A 2,316-nucleotide genomic window follows, 5' to 3' on the forward strand; every position below is an offset into this window, starting at 1 on the left:
ACCACCTTGAGGAGGGGCTGGAGCGCTACCCCAGAGTCCGAAGACTCGGCGCGCTCGAGGACGAAGCCCGCATGTTCCTGGCCCGCGACGCGCACCCGCACGCGGACGCCGGGCTGGGCCGCCTCGGAGAGCTGCTCGGGGACGAGGTAGTCGAAGAGGCGGTCGAGCTGCGGCAACGGCGACTCGACGCACACGCGTGCCACGGGACGCGCGCGGGCGGGCTCGGTCAGTACCGAAGGACGCGCCGGCTCGGGGAGGTCGACGAGCAGCGCCGGCTGCGCGGCTTCCAGTCCAGCCTCCGGCCTGGCCTCCCCACCCGGGCCCGGCACGTTCTGGCTCATCAGGCGTTCTGGCTCATCAGGCGCCGAAGAAGTCCTTGAGCGCCTGCACCCGGTCGAGCCGCTCCCACGTGAAGTCTGGCTCCTCGCGGCCGAAGTGGCCGTGGGCGGCCGTCTTCGCGTAGATGGGCCGCTTGAGGTCGAGGGCGTCGATGATGGCGCGGGGGCGGAGGTCGAAGACCTCGTTGATGGCGGCGCTGATGCGCAGCGGGTCGACGCTCTCGGTGCCGAAAGTCTCGACATAGATGCCGACGGGCCGCGCCTGGCCGATCGCGTACGCGATCTGGATCTCGGCGCGGCGCGCGAGGCCGGCCGCGACGACGTTCTTCGCGACCCAGCGCATCGCGTACGCGCCGGAACGGTCGACCTTCGACGGGTCCTTGCCCGAGAACGCGCCGCCGCCGTGTCGCGAGAAGCCTCCGTAGGTATCGACAATGATCTTGCGGCCCGTGAGGCCCGCGTCGCCGACGGGCCCGCCGATGATGAACGGTCCCGCGGGGTTGAGGATGCTCCGCACGTGGCCGCTCTCGAGCTGGCTCGCGGCGAGGACGGGCGCGATGACGTGGTCGGCGAGGTCGGCCCGCAGGTGCGAGAGCTGCGTGCCCTCGGCGTGCTGGCTCGAGATCACGACCGTCTCGACGGTCACGGGACGGTCCCCGTCGTAGCCCACGGTCACCTGGGTCTTGCCGTCGGGGCGCAGGTACGCCAGCTCGCCGCTCTTGCGCACCTCGGTGAGCCGCTCCGAGAGCCGGTGGGCGAGCCAGATCGGCGTCGGCATGTACGTGGGCGTCTCGTCGCTCGCATAGCCGAACATGATGCCCTGGTCCCCCGCGCCCTGGCGGTCGTATTCGTCCTCGAGCGTTCCCTCGCGGGACTCGAGCGAGTTGAACACGCCGTCGAAGATGTCCGAGGACTGCTGCCCGATCGAGACGGACACCCCGCAGCGCGCGCCGTCGAAGCCGTTCGCCGAAGAGTCGTAGCCGATGCCGAGGATCGTGTTGCGCACGATCTGGGGAATCTCGACGTACGCGTCCGTCGTGACCTCGCCCGCGACGTGCACGAGACCCGTGGTCGCCATCGTCTCGACCGCCACCTTGGACTCCGGATCCGCCGCGAGGAGCGCGTCGAGGATCGCGTCACTGATCTGGTCGCAGATCTTGTCCGGGTGCCCCTCCGTGACGGACTCAGAGGTGAAGAGCCTCAGGGCTGTAGTGTCTGCCGGGCGTGCGGCGTCAAGGGGAGCGTGGGTCACTGCTCTACTCTACTTCCTGCCCCGGAACAAGCCGGGGCGCGTATTTCGCCGCGCGAAGCGGCGTGATGACGAGCCGCGCGTCAGCGCGCGTCGAGTTCGCGGGCGAGGCGGAGCACGACGGCGTCCGCGACCTCGTCCTTGCTTCCCGCCACGTGCTGGGGCTCGCTGCCGTCCTTCGCGAGGATCGTCACGCTGTTCTCGTCGAGCCCGAAGACACGGTCGGTGCCGACCTCGTTGACTACGAGGAGCTCGCACCCCTTGCGCTCGAGCTTGGCACGCCCGTACTCGAGGACGTCGGCGCCGTCGTCGCCGGTCTCGGCGGCAAAGCCGACGATCACCTGGCGGCTGCCCGCCGCGTTGCGGAGCCGGACGAGCTCCGCGAGGATGTCGGGATTGCGGACGAGCTCGATCGGGGCGTCCGGGACGTCGTCCCGCTTCTTGATCTTGGCCTCGTGACGGTGCGCTGGACGGAAGTCGGCAACGGCCGCGGACATGATGAGCGCATCGGCGGCCTGCGCCCGCTCGACCATCGCGTCCCGCAGCTCGACCGCGGTCTCGACTCGCACCACGTCGGCCCCAGCCGGCGGATCGACCTCGAGGTGGGCCGCGACGAGTGTCACCGATGCCCCGGCCTGCAGCGCCGCGCGCGCGAGAGCGACGCCCTGCTTGCCGGACGATCGGTTGCCGAGGAAGCGGACGGGGTCGATCGGCTCGCGCGTCCCGCCA

2 protein-coding genes and 1 pseudogene are annotated in these 2,316 nt (G+C 70.6%); all 3 read right to left on the bottom strand.

Annotated elements, in window-relative coordinates; translation table 11 throughout:
- A pseudogene (locus ACLN58_RS21210) lies at window positions 1–341 on the bottom strand (primosomal protein N'); the annotation flags it as partial.
- A gap of 16 nt (window positions 342–357) precedes the next feature.
- Window positions 358–1,590 (bottom strand): methionine adenosyltransferase, encoded by a 1,233-nt coding sequence (gene metK / locus ACLN58_RS21215; RefSeq protein WP_415857199.1) that lies wholly within the window; start codon window positions 1,588–1,590, stop codon window positions 358–360.
- Between the two features lie 80 nt (window positions 1,591–1,670).
- On the bottom strand, window positions 1,671–2,316 hold a 646-nt coding region (locus ACLN58_RS21220), incomplete at its 5' end, for a phosphopantothenoylcysteine decarboxylase (RefSeq protein WP_415857200.1).

It is taken from the genome of Sinomonas sp. G460-2 (assembly GCF_047759905.1).
Taxonomy (GTDB): Bacteria; Actinomycetota; Actinomycetes; order Actinomycetales; family Micrococcaceae; genus Sinomonas.